Origin of the sequence: Serratia nematodiphila DZ0503SBS1 (assembly GCF_000738675.1) — a bacterium.
GTDB lineage: Bacteria > Pseudomonadota > Gammaproteobacteria > Enterobacterales > Enterobacteriaceae > Serratia > Serratia nematodiphila.
In genome coordinates, this window is sequence record NZ_JPUX01000002.1 from 83,335 (window position 1) to 98,011 (window position 14,677).

Genomic DNA, 14,677 nt, shown 5'->3' on the forward strand with positions numbered 1-14,677 from the left:
CGGCTTAACGGTTATTGCGCTAACGGGAACCACAGGCTGAAAATGAGGCTGGCGGCAGACGCGCGCCCGGTACATTCGGCGCGCACCTCACCGCCGTGCAGCGTCATGATGGCGCGCACGATAGACAGCCCGAGGCCGCTGGCATGGCTGCCGGCGCTGCGCGCGGGATCGGCGCGGTAGAAACGATCGAACAGTTTTTCCAGCTGTGCCGGCGCGATCGGCGGCCCCTGATTGATGACCTGCACCCACCAGGCATCGGCGCGCCGTTCAGCCCGCAATACGATCAGGCTGTTTTCATCGGCATAGCGCACCGCATTGGCCACCAGATTGCTCAGCGCCCGCTGGAACAACATCGCGTCCGCCTTCAGCTCGCCTTCCCCTTCGCAGTTCAGCGCGATGCCGCGTTCTTCCGCCAGCCCTTCGAAGTAATCCGCCACCCGCCGCAGCTCGGCCGCCACATCCAGACGACTGTAGTTCAGCGCGGACTGCGCCTCACCGGCGCGCGCCAGAAACAGGATGTTTTCCACCATGCGCGAAATACGCTCCAGCTCATCCATATTGTTCGACAATAGGGTTTCGTACTCCTCCACGCTGCGGGGTTGATACAGCGCCACCTGACACTGGCCCATCAACGCGCCCACCGGGGTGCGGATCTCATGGGCCAGATCGGCGGAAAACTGCGTCAGCCGCTGATAGCCTTCATTCAACCGATCGAGCATCGCATTAAACGCCCGGGTCAATTGCTGTAACTCCTTCGGCGCCCCCTGTTCACTGAGGCGCGTCGACAATGTATTGGGCGCGATCTCCGACGCCTGCGCCGCCATGCGCCATAGCGGCCGCAATCCGCGGCGCATGACCCCATAGCCCAGCAGCGCAATCAGCAGGAAAGCCACAATGACCGCCGCGACAATGCGCCACAGGTAACGCGCCAGCATTTTCTGTTCGTTGACCATCACGTGCGCGGCGGAAATCTGCAGCAAACTGCCGTCTTCCAGGCGCACCATTGCCGACGCCGCGCGCAGCGGCACCCTCTGCGCCGTTTCCCCGCCGCGCACGGCGGCCAGCGTCTGCGCCTGTTCGGGCGGCGTCGGCGCGATCGGCGGCAGGGCCACCCTGGCCGGATTCACATTGATGAGCGGTTTTTGCCCCGGCATTTGGAAAATCAACACATCCTGTTCATTGCCCAGCATATTTTCGAACAGGCCGTTATTAGCCGTCAGGCGCGCCAAAGGAAAGCGCTGCCCCAATAAATGGCGGAAATACTCTACGCGCCCGGTCACCTGCAGATCGCTGCGGAGCGTCATTTCCTGACGCATGGCGCCGAACAGATACCAGCCCGCCCCGCTCACCACGCAGGCGGCCACCAGCGCGAACAGCATGGCGGTGCGCAGCGTCAGCGACACCGGCCGACGTGAAGCGCGGGCGTTCACGGGCGCGGCTCGCAAACATAGCCGATGCCGCGCACGCTGTGGATCAGCTTGACGTCGAACGGCCGGTCGATTTTGGCGCGCAGGCGTTTGATCGCCACATCAACCACATTAGTGTCGCTGTCGAAATTCATGTCCCACACCTGGGAGGCGATCTGCGTGCGCGACAGCACTTCGCCTTCGCGCCGCACCAGCAGATGCAGCAGCATGAACTCCTTGTTGGTCAACGGGATCACCTGATCCTGGCGCACCGCCCGGCGGCGCAGCACGTCCAACTGCAGATCGGCGATGGCGTAATGATCGGCTTCGCGCGCCGGCCCGCGGCGCAGCAAGGTGCGCAAACGCAGCACCAGCTCGGTAAAGGAAAAGGGTTTGATAAGATAGTCGTCCGCGCCCAGCTCCAGACCGTGGATGCGATCCTGTACGCCATCGCGGGCGGTGAGAAACAGGATCGGCACGTCGCTTTTCTTGCGCAATACCTCGATGATCTGCCAGCCGTCCAGCCCCGGCAGCATCACGTCGAGCACGATCGCATCGTAGTCCTGCTCCAACGCGCGAAACAGCCCGTCGGTGCCGGTGCGCGCCAAATCGACGCCGTAGCCCGCTTCCCCCAGCCCTTTCTTCAGGTAATCCCCTGTGCCGATATCGTCTTCAACTACCAGTATTCGCATGCTCGCCACCTCGTTACGTCTGCAAAAATACTAGCAGCTTCGGCGGACAAACTTGATGACATTAATGTCATCAAACGGCCATGGCGCTGACCCAATGGCTCAACCATGCTTAACCGGCAAACTCATTTCAGGAGAACGTTATGATTACCCGTCATCGTATAGCCGGTTTACTGTTATCCACCTTGCTGCTGTCCAGCGGCTTGGCCGCCGCCGCCCAACCGCCGGGCAAGGTGATTGCGCCGCTGCGCGGCACCATCAGCCAGGTTGCCGACGGCAATCTGCAGCTGACCGATCGCAAGGGCGAGACCCTCAGCGTCAAGCTGAACGATCAGACCAAAGTGCTCAGCGTTTCCAAAGCCACGCTGGACGATATCAAACCGGACAGCTTCATCGGCACCGCCGCCGTGCCGCAGCCGGACGGCACGCTCAAGGCGTTGGAGGTGCATGTGTTCGCCGCCAGCCTGCGCGGCACCGGCGAAGGGCACTCGGCCTGGGAATCCGCCGACGGCAAAGTGGACACCATGACCAACGGCACCGTCGGCAAACTGGTGAAATCCAACGGCCGCACCCTGACCGTCACCTACGGCAACCAGCAGAAAACCGTCGTCGTGCCGGAAGACGTGCCGATCGTGACGCTGGATCCGGGCGATCTGAGCCTGCTGAAACCGGGCGTGCACATCGTGCTGTTCTCCGCCGCCAACGAAAAGGGCGAGCGCATCGCCACCCGCATTTCCGCCGGCAAAGACGGCACCGTGCCGCCGATGTAACCGGAGGAATGCCATGAAGACCAACGCGTCGCCGCCGGTGCATCGCTGGCCGGTTCGCATCACTCATTGGATCAATCTGTTCGCCATGGTGTGCATGTTCATGAGCGGTTGGGAAATCTACAACGCCTCGCCGCTGTTCGATTTCCGCTTTCCGCCGCAGATGACGCTGGGCGGTTGGCTGGGCGGCGCGATTGGTTGGCATTTGGCGGTGATGTGGCTATTGGCGCTCAACGCCGTCTGCTATCTGCTGTGGAGCCTGTTCAGCGGTCATTTTCGCCGCGATCTGTTGCCGCTTCGTATCGGCGCGCTGCGGCAGGATATCTGGCTGGCGTTGACGCTGCGCCTGCGCCACCGGCATGGCCACTATAACGCCATTCAGAAACTGATGTACCTCGGCGTACTGGCGCTGGGCCTATTGCTGGTACTGTCCGGCCTGGCGATTTGGAAGCCGGTTCAGCTGCAGGGATTGGTCGCCCTGTTTGGCGGCTTCGATTTCGCGCGCTACGTGCATTTCTTCGCCATGGCCGGCATCGGTCTGTTCGTGGCGATCCACGTCTTCATGGTGATCGTCGTGCCCAAAACGCTGTGGGCGATGATAACGGGTGGCAAACATGAATGAGAAAAAACCGCGGGCAACCGCGCCAAAACTGGAACCGGACCAAAAAAAGCAGTTGGTCAATCTGCAGCGCCGCCTGATGCTGCGTTCCGGCCTGACGCTGGGCGGCATCGCCATGCTTACCGGTTGCAACCTGCAAGACGGCGATCGGGTGGATAAGGTGCTGTGGGCCATGTCGCGCTGGAACGACCGGGTGCAGGCCTGGCTGTTCAGCGGCCAGCGGCTGGCGCAAACTTATCGGCCGGACCAGATCACCCACCCTTTCCCCTTCAACGCGTTTTACCCGGAATATAACGTCCCCGAGATCGATCTCGCCGGCTATCGGCTTGAGGTCGCGGGGAAAGTGGAGAAAAAAGCGCCCTGGACGCTGGAACAGCTGCAGCGGCTGCCGCAGCAAAGCCAGATCACGCGCCTGATCTGCATTGAGGGCTGGAGCGCCATTGGCCAATGGGGCGGCGTGCCGCTGCGCACCTTTCTGCAGCACGTCGGCGCGGATCTGAATGCCGGTTACGTCGGCTTCAAATGCGCCGATCGTTACTACTCCAGCCTCGACATGGCCACCGCGCTGCACCCGCAGACCATCCTGGCGCTGGATTTCGGCGGCAAGGCGCTGCCGGCGGACTATGGCTACCCGCTGCGGCTGCGCGTGCCAACCAAGTTGGGGTTCAAAAACGCCAAACATATCGCCGCGATCTTCGTCAGCGACGTCAATCCGGGCGGCTATTGGGAAGATCAGGGCTACAACTGGTTCAGCGGTATTTAGTTTTGCGCGGCGCTGCGCATAAGCCTCATCGGCGGCTGGAGGAGCCTCTCCGTCGCGGTTAATAATCAGTTCGTCACAAAGGGGATAACTATAGGAAAAATAATAGTAAAAAGGATTTTATCATGGAGATTGATGTGAGGGAGTCACACACTGGAATAGCAGACACATACAGATATCAGATTGCTGTCAGAAAAGGTGATGGTAAATCGGCCATCTATCATTTGGATTTCAAGAAAATTGGGCAAAACATGCACCATTGGTTTGCCCCAGTGTATGTGGACACTGCTCTCCTCAATAATGCTTTCTCTCTGGAGTTTTATGATGTTAAGGCGTTGAGCGACGCAAACAGGCATCGGCGCTCAGCTTTCGATACCTATACCGCAATGCGTTATACCCTTTTCCAACGCGAACGCTTATTCGTAGTTGGCATCGGGGAAACCCTTCTCAAGTTTGCCTATCAGTATCATGCCAGGCTCATCTTAAGCGCACCGTTAAGGCCAGCATTAGCTAAAATTTATGATTTATTGTTGAAAAAATACGCCCACAAAGGGCATTATTTATACAAAATAGAGTTTATAAAGGACGGCCTCTATGTCATCGAAATCCCGCGTAACCCCCATAGCATCCCACACTTACCAGCAGCACGTTAAGGAACAGCGCCTGAAAGAGATGCAAGCTTTCCACGAAGAGTGGTGGGAACAAAGGCGCCGCGAATGGCGTGAACGCGGCGGCGTTGAAGCCAGTGAACCGCCCGCACGTGGCATCGATACCGAACTTTCATCCTGATCCCGCTTCGTTCTTATTCCTCTTCTCCCGCCGTCAGCAATGCAATCCCCGCGTGCTCAATGGCCTCCCGCGCGGCGGCGGGCAACCCCTCGTCGGTAATGACGGCGTCAAAGGCGGCGATCGGCAGCGCCAGGTAAGTCGCGACCTTGCCGTATTTGGACGTATCGCTGAGCAGAATGCGGCGGCGGCTGGCCTCGACGATGGCCTTCTTCACCATCACCTTGTCTTCGTTCGGCGTCGACAGGCCGCGCATGCTCCACGAAGAGGCGGAGATGAACGCCAGATCGATAAACAGACCGCGCAGCGCCTGCGCCGCCGCTTCGCCGACGCAGGAGCGGTTTTCCCGGCACACGGTGCCGCCGGTGTGGATGATTCGGCACTGGCTGTGTTCGATCAGGAAGCCGGCGATGACAAAGTCGTTGGTCACTACCGTCAAATCGTCACGTTCACCGATCTGTTTCGCCAGCGCCAGCGTGGTGGTGCCGGCATCCAGATAGATACAGCTGTTGGCGGGAATTTGCCGCGCCGCCAGCCGGCCAATGGCGATTTTCTGCCGGCCGAACATCCCCTCTTTGGCCTGGTGCGAAGGTTCGCTCGCCACCCGCTCGGGCGCCTGCACGCCGCCCGAGACCGACTGCACCGAGCCCTGTTCCTCCAGTTTTTGCAAATCACGGCGGATCGTCATGTGCGACACCCCCAGCCGTTCGGTCAGCTCGGCAATGCTGACGACGCCGCGTTCGGATACCAGCGCAAGAATTTGTTGATGGCGTTCTACAGGTATCACGGTTCCCTCTCGTTGCTGCGGTGATAATAATTGTGATTTTACGTCAATTTTCGTTCGCCGATAGCCCTAATTTTTCGCGGCGTGACGGCGCACGCAGTTAGGCCAGGTAAACATAAACTTATTTAAAAACAGAATAGTAATGTTAATTCAGGCCAGAAATCAGACGAAAAATCCGTTTCACATATTGTTAATTATTGTGATATCGATCGCGGATAAACCGTCGTCAAGCGCTTACATTTAACACAACAAAACAAATTATCACTAAAATTAACAGGAGTGCAGTATGACACACCCAGGGAATTATGCCGTCTGCATCATCGGACTGGGCGCGATGGGCATGGGCGCGGCGCGTTCGTGCCTTCGCGCCGGATTGGCCACCTACGGGGCGGACCTGAATCCGCAGGCGCTGGCGACGCTGCAGCAGGCCGGCGCGCAACAAGCGTCTACCAGCGCGTGCGACTTCGCGGCCGAGTTGGACGCCGTGCTGCTGCTGGTGGTGAACGCCGTCCAAGTGAAACAGATCCTGTTCGGCGAACAAGGCCTGGCGCCAAAGCTCAAGCCAGGCACTGCGGTGATGGTCTCTTCGACCATTTCCGCCGATGACGCCAAACAGATCGAGCAACGGCTGCTGGACTACGGGCTACCGATGCCGGACGCGCCGGTTTCCGGCGGAGCGGCCAAGGCGGAGGAAGGCCAGATGACGGTGATGGCCGCCGGCGCCGACGCCACCTTCGAGCGTCTGCAACCCGTGCTGGACGCCATCGCCGGCAAGGTTTATCGCATCGGCGAGACCATCGGTCTGGGCGCGACGGTAAAAATCATCCACCAGCTGTTGGCCGGCGTGCACATCGCCGCCGGAGCGGAAGCCATGGCGTTGGCCGCCCGCGCCGGCATCCCGCTGGACGTGATGTACGACGTGGTCACCCACGCCGCCGGCAACTCCTGGATGTTCGAAAATCGCATGCGCCACGTGGTCGACGGCGACTATACGCCCAAATCGGCGGTGGATATCTTCGTCAAGGATCTGGGGCTGGTGGCGGATACCGCCAGGGCGCTGCACTTCCCGCTGCCGCTGGCCTCCACCGCTTTCACCATGTTTACCGCCGCCAGCAACGCCGGTTACGGTAAAGAAGACGACAGTGCGGTAATCAAAATCTTTGCCGGCATCGATCTGCCGCAAAAAAAGGAGGCGCTCTGATGCTGCTTGGCGTAATCGCGGATGACTTTACCGGCGCGACCGACATCGCCAGTTTTCTGGTGCAAAACGGCCTGCCGACGGTGCAGCTGAACGGCGTGCCGCAGGACGAAACGCAGGTAAACGCACAGGCGGCGGTCATCAGCCTGAAATCGCGTTCCTGCCCGGCAGAACAGGCGGTCGAACTGTCGTTGCAAGCCCTGGCCTGGTTGCAAAAACAGGGCTGCCGCCAGTTCTACTTCAAATACTGCTCCACTTTCGACAGCACCGCACAGGGCAATATCGGCCCGGTGACCGACGCCCTGCTCACTGCGCTGGGGGAAAATTTCACGGTTGTCTCACCGGCGTTGCCGGTAAACGGCCGCACGGTCTATCAGGGCCACCTGTTCGTCGGGGAACAGCTGCTGTCTGAATCCGGCATGCGTCATCACCCGGTCACGCCGATGACCGACAGCAACCTGCTGCGCCTGATGGAATCCCAGGCCGCCGGGCGCTGCGGGCTGGTGACGGCGGCGGAAATGGATCGCGGCGCCGAGGCGGTCAGCGAGAAGCTGCGCCAATTGGCGCAGGAAGGCGTGCGCTACGCGGTGCTGGATACGCTCAACGAGCGGCATCTGCTCATTCAGGGTGAAGCGTTGAAAACGATGAAGCTGGTGACCGGCGGTTCGGGCCTGGCGATCGGTCTGGCGCGGCAATGGGCGCAAAGCGGCGCTCGTTCGGCAGAGGCAGCCGGCGCGCCGCAGGGGGAAAAGGCAGCAGTGCTGTCGGGCTCGTGTTCTGTGATGACTAACCGGCAGGTGGCGCACTACCGCGAGCGCGCTTCGGCGCAGGCCATCGATATCGGCCGTTGCCTCGAACCACAGGCACGCGCCGCCTACGCCGCCGAGTTGGCGCACTGGGCGCAGCATCACGCCGGGGAGGCGCTTGCCCCGCTGATCTACGCCACTGCGCCGCCGGAAGCGCTGCAGCAAACGCAACGGCAGCACGGTGGCGCCGCCAGCGAGGCGGTGGAAGCGCTGTTCGCCGAATTGGTGGTGCAACTGCACCGGTTGGGATTCAGCCGCTTTATCGTCGCCGGCGGCGAAACCTCCGGCGTGGTCACGCAGGCGCTGGGCATTCGCGGCTTCCATATTGGCCCCGGTATTTCTCCCGGCGTTCCCTGGGTGCGCGCCAGCGATCGGGCGATTTCCCTGGCGCTGAAATCAGGCAATTTTGGCGATGAAGCCTTCTTCTCGCGCGCGCAAACGGAGTTTCCAGTATGAGCATGACGACCGAACAGCAAGCGCGCGAAGAGATGGTGCGTCTCGGCGCCTCGTTTTTTCAACGCGGTTACGCCACTGGTTCCGCCGGCAACCTCTCGCTGTTGCTGCCGGACGGCGCGCTGCTGGCGACGCCGACCGGCTCTTGCCTGGGCGAGCTGCAGGCCGATCGCCTGTCTAAAGTGAGCCTGAACGGCGACTGGCTGTCCGGCGACAAGCCGTCGAAAGAGATCAGCTTTCACCGAGCGCTGTATCTGAACAATCCGGAATGCAAAGCGGTGGTGCACCTGCATTGCACCTACCTCACGGCGCTCTCTTGCCTGCAAGGGCTGGACGTCGACAACGCCATCAAACCGTTCACCCCCTATGTGGTGATGCGCGTCGGCAAGGTGCCGGTGGTGCCCTACTATCGCCCTGGCGACGAAAGGCTGGCGCAGGATCTGGCGCGCCTGGCGCCGGCCCACCGCGCCTTTTTACTGGCCAACCACGGGCCGGTGGTGACCGGTAAAGACCTGCGAGCGGCGGCGGACAATACCGAAGAGATGGAAGATGCGGCGCGGCTGATCTTCACCCTCGGCGATCGTCCGATCCGCTATTTGACCGATGATGAAATTGCCGAATTACGGAGCTGACCCATGCCTAAATTTGCCGCCAATTTATCGATGATGTTTAACGAAGTGCCGTTCCTCGAGCGCTTCGCTGCCGCTGCCGAACAAGGCTTCAGCGCGGTGGAATTCCTGTTCCCTTACGAGCATCCCGCTGAGCTGTTGGCCGAAAAGCTGCGCGAGCACGGCCTGCAACAGGTGCTGTTCAATACCGCGCCCGGCGATGTCGCCGCCGGCGAATGGGGGTTGGCGGCGCTGCCGGGCCGCGAGCAAGATGCGCGCGCTGATATCGATCGCGCGCTGGCCTACGCCATCGCCCTTTCCTGTCCCTGCGTGCACCTGATGGCCGGCGTGGTGCCCGCGGGCGCGGATCGGCAACGTTATCTCGACACCTTTATCGCCAATGCGCGCTATGCCGCCGACGCCTTCGCCCCGCACGGCGTCAAGGTGCTGATCGAAGCGCTCAGCCCACCGGTCAAGCCCGACTACCTGTTCGCCAGTCAACATCAGGCGGCGGAGGTGGTGACGGCGATCGAGAGACCGAACGTGTTCATTCAGTTCGACTTTTTCCACGCGCAGTTAGTGGGCGGCAATATCAGCGGGCTGCTGGAGACGCTGGCCGGGCGCTACGCGCATATCCAGATAGCCTCGGTGCCGGATCGTCACGAACCGGACGAGGGCGAACTGAATTACCCATGGCTGTTCGACAGGCTGGATGCGCTCGGCTATCAGGGCTGGATAGGTTGCGAATACCGGCCGCGCGGCGACACCGCCGCCGGGCTCGGCTGGCTGAAGCCTTACCGCTAACGTCGCACGCCGACACCAGGAAAACGATTTTATAACAATGAAACGCACCCGTATCGCCACGCGGCGATCGCGGTGCCCAACGCTTACCCAACGAAAGGCTTTTTTCATGTCTACCTCTCTGCTGTTGCTGATTGCCGTACTCGGCGTGGTGCTGCTGTTATTGATGGTGATTAAGGCGAAGGTGCAACCCTTTGTCGCGCTGTTGGTGGTCAGTCTGCTGGTGGCGTTGGCCAGCGGCATTCCGACCGGTGAAGTGATGAAAGTGATGACCGCCGGGATGGGCGGCGTGCTCGGCTCGGTAACCATCATCATCGGTCTGGGGGCGATGCTCGGGCGCATGATCGAACACTCGGGCGGCGCCGAGTCGCTGGCGCAACGTTTCAGCCAGGGGCTGGGGCCGAAACATACCGTCGCCGCGCTGACCCTCGCCGCATTTATCCTCGGCATTCCGGTCTTCTTCGATGTCGGCTTTATCATTCTGGCGCCGATTATTTACGGCTTCGCCAAGGTCGCCAAAGTGTCGCCGCTGAAGTTCGGCCTGCCGATGGCCGGCGTGATGTTGACGGTACACGTCGCGCTGCCGCCGCACCCCGGCCCGGTCGCCGCCGCCGGCCTGCTCAACGCCGACATCGGTTGGCTGACCATCATCGGCCTCGCGATCTGTATTCCGGTCGGCGCGATCGGCTATTTCGCCGCCAACTACCTCAACCGCAAAACCTATCCGTTATCGATAGAGGTGCTGGAACAGCTGCAGCTGGCGGCGCCGGAGCCGCGGCCGGAAGGGCGAGCGCCGCTCAGCGATCGCATCAACCCGCCCGGCGCTGGCCTGGTGGCGGCGCTGATCGTCATCCCGATCGCCATCATCATGCTCGGCACCGTCTCCGCCACGCTGTTGCCGGCAGGCTCGGCGCTGCGCGATGCGCTGTCGCTGCTGGGGTCGCCGGCGGTGGCGCTGATGATAGCCCTGCTGCTGGCCTTCTACTTCCTGGCGCTGCGCCGCGGCTGGAGCCTGCAACACACCGGTGACGTAATGGGCGCCGCGCTGCCGACCGCCGCGGTGGTGATCCTGGTGACCGGCGCGGGCGGCGTGTTCGGCAAGGTGCTGGTGGAATCCGGCGTCGGCAAGGCGCTGGCGGAAGTGCTGACGGCCATCGGCCTGCCGCTGGTGCCCGCCGCGTTTATCATTTCGCTGGCGCTGCGCGCTTCGCAGGGTTCCGCCACCGTGGCGATCCTGACCACCGGCGGCCTGTTGTCGGAAGCGGTCAGCGGGTTGAATCAGCTGCAGCTGGTGCTGGTGACGCTGGCGACCTGTTTTGGCGGGCTGGGGCTTTCCCACGTCAACGACTCCGGTTTTTGGATCGTCACGCGCTATCTGGGGCTGTCGGTGGCCGATGGCCTGAAGACCTGGACGGTGCTGACCACCCTGCTCGGCCTGAGCGGCTTTCTGTTCACCTGGCTGTTGTGGCTGGCGGTGTGATTTCTCTGGCATACTGAACGCCGTTGTTTTTCATCGCCTTTCACCCTGTGCAGGAGCAGCAACATGACCGTAATCAACACCGCGCCAACGCTTATCACCGAACGCCTGCGGCTGGACGCGCACACGCTGGACGACTTCGACTCGCTGGCCGCGCTGTGGGCCGATCCGCTGGTGGTGCGCTATATCGGCGGCACGCCGCGCGACCGGGAAGACTCCTGGGGGCGCCTGATGCGCTACGTCGGCCACTGGGCGCTGTTGGGATACGGGTATTGGGCGGTGCGTGACAAACAGAGCGGCGAGTATCTCGGCAGCATCGGCTTCTCCAACTTCCTGCGCGACATCACCCCGGCGCTCGACGCGCCGGAAATGGGCTGGACGCTGGTGAGCTCGGCGCACGGCAAAGGCTACGCCACCGAGGCGCTGCGGGCGGCGCTGGCCTGGGGTAAAACGCACCTGCCTGGCAAGCAAACCGTCTGCATCATCTCACCGGAAAACCAGGCTTCGCTGGCGCTGGCGAAAAAAGTCGGCTTTAGCGAAAGCCACCGCAGCGAGTATCACCAGAGCCCGATCGTCGTGATGCATTGCCCGCTTTGAATGCCTAAGTGCGTTGCGCCGCCAACGCCGTCTGAATGAAGTTGTCCCGCAGCGCATCGGCGCGCTGCGGATCCCAGGCGATACCGACCTGCCACTCCGTCTCCTCGCCGCTCAGCGGTAAAATGTCGATGCCGGCCGGCGCGATATGCGTGATGCTGTGCGGCAGCAGCGCGACACCGACGCCGGCGGCAACCAGCGCCAGCAACGTCTGGATATCGCCGGCCTGCTGCACCACGTTCGGCGTCAACCGGTGGGCGGCGATAAACCGCAGCGACTGATCGCTGAGCCCGCGCCCGCGTTTGGGAGTCAACTGCAACAGCGGCAGCTGATTGAAACGCGCCATCAGATCGTCGGCGCGCAGCGCCAGCGCGCCCGGCGCGGCCAGCACCAACCGATCGCTCAGCAATGCCACGCCGCACAGCGGCGTATTGACCGGCAAGCGCACGAACCCCGCCTGCAACTCTCCCTGCAGCAACAGCTGATACTGGCGTTCCGACGGCAAGTCCTCCAGGCCGATCGCCACCTCGGGAAACCGTTGGCGAAAGGCTGCCACCAGCTGCGGCGCCAGATGAAAGCTGGAAAGGCCAAACCCCAGCGCCAGCCGCCCCGCTTCCCCGAGCGCCACCCGCCGCGCGCGCCGCTGAAACTGCTGGTACTGCTCCACCAGCGCCTGCGCTTCCGGGTAGAGCCGCTGCCCGCCGGCGGTGAGCACCGCCCCCTGTCGGCCACGCTCGAACACTCGAACGCCGAGCTGGGTTTCCAGCGCCTGAATTTGCTTGCTCAGCGCCGGTTGGCTGATGCATAGCCGGCTCGCCGCCTGCCGATAGTTGCCCTGTTCAGCCAGCGCCACCAGGGCGCGCAGTTGTTTTATATCCATTCCATTAGGTTATCGAATAGGGAATTTAATTGATTATACAGTAATCAAACCACCTGCTGTAATCAACGCAGACCCTAATCGGAGAGACACCATGACCATCTCATTACGCGCCGCCACGGTGCAATTCCAGCATCGCGCCAACGATAAGAATTACAACCTGTCGACTATCGAGCGCTTTATCGCTCAGGCGGCCGAGCAGCAGGTACAGCTGCTGGCCTTCCCGGAAATGTGTATCACCGGCTATTGGCACGTGCGCCATCTGTCCGCCGCCGAAGTGCGGGCGCTGGCGGAACCGATCGCGTCCAGCCCTTCGCTGGCGCGCATTCGCCCGCTGGCTGAGCGTTACAATATGGCGATCGGCGTCGGGCTGATCGAACTGGGCGACGACGGCCGTTGCTACAACGCCTACGCCGTATGCCTGCCGGACGGCGCGCTGCATGTGCACCGTAAACTGCACGCCTTCGAACACCCGGCTATCGCTAGCGGCGATCGCTATACGGTGTTCGACACTCCCTGGGGCGTGCGCGTGGGCGTATTGATCTGTTGGGACAACAATCTGGTGGAGAATGTGCGCGCGACGGCGCTGCTGGGCGCGGAGGTGTTGATGGCCCCGCACCAGACCGGCGGCACCCATTCGCGCAGCCCGCACGGCATGAAGCCGATCCCACAGGCGCTGTGGCAGCGGCGAGCGGAAGATCCGCAGGCGATAGAGGCCGCCTTTCGCGGCGAACACGGCCGCGGCTGGCTGATGCGCTGGCTGCCCTCGCGCGCTCATGACAACGGGCTGTTTTTGTTATTCAGCAACGGCGTGGGCCGCGATGACGATGAGGTACGCACAGGCAATGCGATGATCCTCGATCCCTACGGCCGCATCGTAGCGGAGACCTGGGCGGCGGAAGACCGGCTGGTCAGTGCCGATCTCGATCTGACGCTGATCCCGCTCAGTACCGGACGCCGCTGGATTTACGGACGCCGCCCCGAGCTGTACGGTTTACTGACCGAACCGCAAGGCTATGAGCGCGATGCCCGCAGCGCGCGCTTTTCGACGCAGCCTACGGGGCGCAGCGGCTAATGACAGATAAAAAAAATCCGCCCGAAGGCGGATTTTTTATCCGCGCGGCAACCTGTGCCGCGCATTCACGCCCGCAGGCATGAAGAAATCTTAGAAGCGGTAGCCTACGCCAACGTTCCAGCTGCCAACGTCCACGCTGCGGATGCGGCTCTGCTCGTAGCCAACGTCCAGGGCAACGTTTTCGATTGGGTTGAACTGCAGACCTGCACCGTAGGTGAAGCCGTAGTCGCTGTTGCCACCTTTGTTACCGCCAGCCTGGGCGTTGTCGATGTTTTTGCCGTAGCCAACACCGATCACACCGTAGATGCTCGCCCAGTCGTTGAAGCGGTAAGCTGGACCTGCGGTGATAGAATCGTACTGAGATTTCTTGTAGAAACCGCTTTCAGAACGATTTTTTTCCAGGTGGGTGAAGGAGCCGATCACACCCAGTGGGTTGTTGTCGAACTCGTAACGGTATTTCAGGTTGAAACCGTTGGCCTTGTTAGCAACGCCTTGGAGATCACCCTGCGCATAGCCAGCGGATACGGTGCTCTGACCAGCGAATGCGGTACCTGCGCTAACTGCTAATACGCAAGCTGCTACTGCGGAAAGACATGCAATTTTTTTCATAACCACCTCAAACGCGTTTTATTATTAAGTACATCCATTTGTTCATGCTTTGAAAATATAACAAAAATTAGCGTGAAACTCTGCCTTGAAATGAGTGTCTAATGCTTTATATCGTGTAACAGAAGATTTCAAGAACAGTGTATCTGCTTCTTTTCGCTCTATTTTCGGCCGTATTCTACGGCTTTCTGTGACAAAAATCACCAATTTAATATCCAGATAATTCTTAAGAAAAAGCGCACTTTTTGACCAAATCCGCCACATCTCATCCGAGGATCGGCGGATTTCACCGCGATGCGCGCTTTTCTCAGACAGATTTTCGCCATTTCATTTACACTGCTCGCATCCCCGTTTCGACCGTTTTCTCAAGG

General features: G+C 61.1%; 16 protein-coding genes. 11 read left to right on the forward strand and 5 right to left on the reverse strand.

Annotated elements, in window-relative coordinates; genetic code table 11:
- Positions 1-11: 11 nt before the first annotated feature.
- Complete coding sequence (locus JL05_RS20965; RefSeq protein ID WP_033633744.1) at positions 12-1,430, reverse strand: heavy metal sensor histidine kinase; 1,419 nt, start codon at positions 1,428-1,430, stop codon at positions 12-14.
- The gene (locus JL05_RS20970; RefSeq protein ID WP_015377170.1) at positions 1,427-2,098 is read right to left on the reverse strand and encodes a heavy metal response regulator transcription factor; all 672 of its coding nucleotides are present in this window, start codon (positions 2,096-2,098) and stop codon (positions 1,427-1,429) included. Before JL05_RS20970 ends, JL05_RS20965 begins: the two co-directional genes overlap by 4 nt.
- Positions 2,099-2,238: 140 nt before the next feature.
- Here JL05_RS20970 and JL05_RS20975 point away from each other — a divergent pair, with 140 nt between their 5' ends.
- From JL05_RS20975 to JL05_RS20990, 4 genes are all read left to right on the forward strand, one after another.
- A complete protein-coding gene (locus JL05_RS20975; RefSeq protein ID WP_033633745.1) occupies positions 2,239-2,865 on the forward strand; it encodes a hypothetical protein in 627 nt (208 codons plus the stop codon).
- Between the two features lie 13 nt (positions 2,866-2,878).
- Positions 2,879-3,484 carry a cytochrome b/b6 domain-containing protein gene (locus tag JL05_RS20980; protein WP_033633746.1) on the forward strand — a complete coding sequence of 202 codons (606 nt, stop codon included), beginning with the start codon at positions 2,879-2,881 and terminating at the stop codon, positions 3,482-3,484.
- A complete protein-coding gene (locus JL05_RS20985; protein ID WP_004939173.1) occupies positions 3,477-4,244 on the forward strand; it encodes a molybdopterin-dependent oxidoreductase in 768 nt (255 codons plus the stop codon). The genes JL05_RS20980 and JL05_RS20985 overlap by 8 nt, the downstream gene beginning before the upstream one ends.
- 122 nt (positions 4,245-4,366) lie before the next feature.
- A complete protein-coding gene (locus JL05_RS20990; protein WP_050501282.1) occupies positions 4,367-4,894 on the forward strand; it encodes a hypothetical protein in 528 nt (175 codons plus the stop codon).
- 149 nt (positions 4,895-5,043) lie between these two features.
- Here the strand turns inward: JL05_RS20990 and ygbI are convergent, their stop codons facing one another.
- Positions 5,044-5,814: a DNA-binding transcriptional repressor YgbI gene (gene ygbI, locus JL05_RS20995; RefSeq protein ID WP_033633747.1), complete on the reverse strand. Its 771-nt coding sequence runs from the start codon at positions 5,812-5,814 to the stop codon at positions 5,044-5,046.
- A gap of 283 nt (positions 5,815-6,097) precedes the next feature.
- On the opposite strand from ygbI, the gene ltnD reads away from it, so the two are divergent.
- From ltnD to JL05_RS21025, 6 genes are all read left to right on the forward strand, one after another.
- On the forward strand, positions 6,098-7,012 hold the full coding sequence (gene ltnD / locus JL05_RS21000; RefSeq protein WP_033633748.1) for an L-threonate dehydrogenase: 915 nt from the start codon (positions 6,098-6,100) through the stop codon (positions 7,010-7,012).
- Positions 7,012-8,271 carry a 3-oxo-tetronate kinase gene (gene otnK, locus JL05_RS21005; protein ID WP_080347682.1) on the forward strand — a complete coding sequence of 420 codons (1,260 nt, stop codon included), beginning with the start codon at positions 7,012-7,014 and terminating at the stop codon, positions 8,269-8,271. The genes ltnD and otnK overlap by 1 nt, the downstream gene beginning before the upstream one ends.
- Positions 8,268-8,900 (forward strand): 3-oxo-tetronate 4-phosphate decarboxylase, encoded by a 633-nt coding sequence (otnC, locus tag JL05_RS21010; RefSeq protein WP_015377162.1) that lies wholly within the window; start codon positions 8,268-8,270, stop codon positions 8,898-8,900. Before otnK ends, otnC begins: the two co-directional genes overlap by 4 nt.
- Before the next feature lie 3 nt (positions 8,901-8,903).
- On the forward strand, positions 8,904-9,680 hold the full coding sequence (gene otnI / locus JL05_RS21015; RefSeq protein ID WP_033633750.1) for a 2-oxo-tetronate isomerase: 777 nt from the start codon (positions 8,904-8,906) through the stop codon (positions 9,678-9,680).
- 106 nt (positions 9,681-9,786) lie between these two features.
- Positions 9,787-11,157, forward strand: coding sequence for a GntP family transporter (locus tag JL05_RS21020; RefSeq protein WP_033633751.1), 1,371 nt, complete (start codon positions 9,787-9,789; stop codon positions 11,155-11,157).
- A gap of 63 nt (positions 11,158-11,220) precedes the next feature.
- Entirely contained in the window at positions 11,221-11,751 is a 531-nt protein-coding gene (locus JL05_RS21025; protein ID WP_004939196.1) for a GNAT family N-acetyltransferase, read from the forward strand.
- A 4-nt stretch (positions 11,752-11,755) separates the two neighbouring features.
- Here JL05_RS21025 and JL05_RS21030 read toward each other — a convergent pair whose 3' ends face one another.
- Entirely contained in the window at positions 11,756-12,628 is an 873-nt protein-coding gene (locus JL05_RS21030) for a LysR family transcriptional regulator (RefSeq protein ID WP_021504266.1), read from the reverse strand.
- 91 nt (positions 12,629-12,719) lie between these two features.
- On the opposite strand from JL05_RS21030, the gene JL05_RS21035 reads away from it, so the two are divergent.
- Positions 12,720-13,700, forward strand: coding sequence for a nitrilase family protein (locus JL05_RS21035; protein ID WP_015377158.1), 981 nt, complete (start codon positions 12,720-12,722; stop codon positions 13,698-13,700).
- A gap of 90 nt (positions 13,701-13,790) precedes the next feature.
- On the opposite strand, the gene ompX is transcribed toward JL05_RS21035, so the two are convergent.
- Positions 13,791-14,309 carry an outer membrane protein OmpX gene (ompX, locus tag JL05_RS21040; protein WP_004939201.1) on the reverse strand — a complete coding sequence of 173 codons (519 nt, stop codon included), beginning with the start codon at positions 14,307-14,309 and terminating at the stop codon, positions 13,791-13,793.
- Between the last annotated feature and the right edge of the window lie 368 nt (positions 14,310-14,677).